The organism is Alcanivorax sp. HI0044, assembly GCF_001634945.1.
This window is the reverse complement of the sequence record NZ_LWEZ01000540.1, coordinates 1-570: the sequence shown is the minus strand read 5'-3', so window position 1 is coordinate 570 and position 570 is coordinate 1. Positions and strand designations below refer to the sequence as shown.

Genomic DNA, 570 nt, shown 5'->3' with positions numbered 1-570 from the left:
CTTCAACACAACCAACCCGGCCAGTGAGCAACCTGCCGGAGAATCCCCATGACGATGGCCCCGCCACTGTTTCTGGCGCTGGCTCTGGCCTATGCCGGCCTGACCAGCCTGTCTCTGGCCATGAAACGTCACCATGACCAGGTCATGGGCCGCAAGCTGCGACCGGAACGCGTGCGCTATTACCGGTGGCCCGGCTGGTTGCTGTTGGCATTATCGCTGTGGGTCACGTTGACGGTCTGGCCCCTGGGGCTGGCACTGTTTATGGCCGTGGGACTGGTGGCAATAGCCGGCTTGCCACTGGTGTTTTTGTTGCCGTATCACGCACGGTTGGCAGGACGACTGGCTGTCGCCTTGCCCGTGTTGGCCATGCTGACCTGGTCAACGGTGGCGCTGGTCTAGAGCAGTGTCTCGGCGGATTCCGGGTCGTCCACGCAGGCCGTGGCCAGCAAGTGCCGGTAATAGTCGGCACTGAGCCAGGGACGCCCACTGAGCAAGTGATTCAGATACCAGCGCTCCGGACGCAGATCATCGGCTTGCCACTCGGTATTAGCGATATAAACCCAGGTCTGT

At 61.6% G+C, this 570-nt stretch carries 1 protein-coding gene; it reads left to right on the top strand.

Annotation, left to right across the window (positions count from 1 at the left end; all coding sequences use genetic code 11):
- The first annotated feature begins 48 nt into the window (after nt 1-48).
- A complete protein-coding gene (locus tag A3730_RS06455; protein ID WP_197468642.1) occupies nt 49-399 on the top strand; it encodes a DUF3325 domain-containing protein in 351 nt (116 codons plus the stop codon).
- The last annotated feature ends 171 nt before the right edge of the window (nt 400-570 follow it).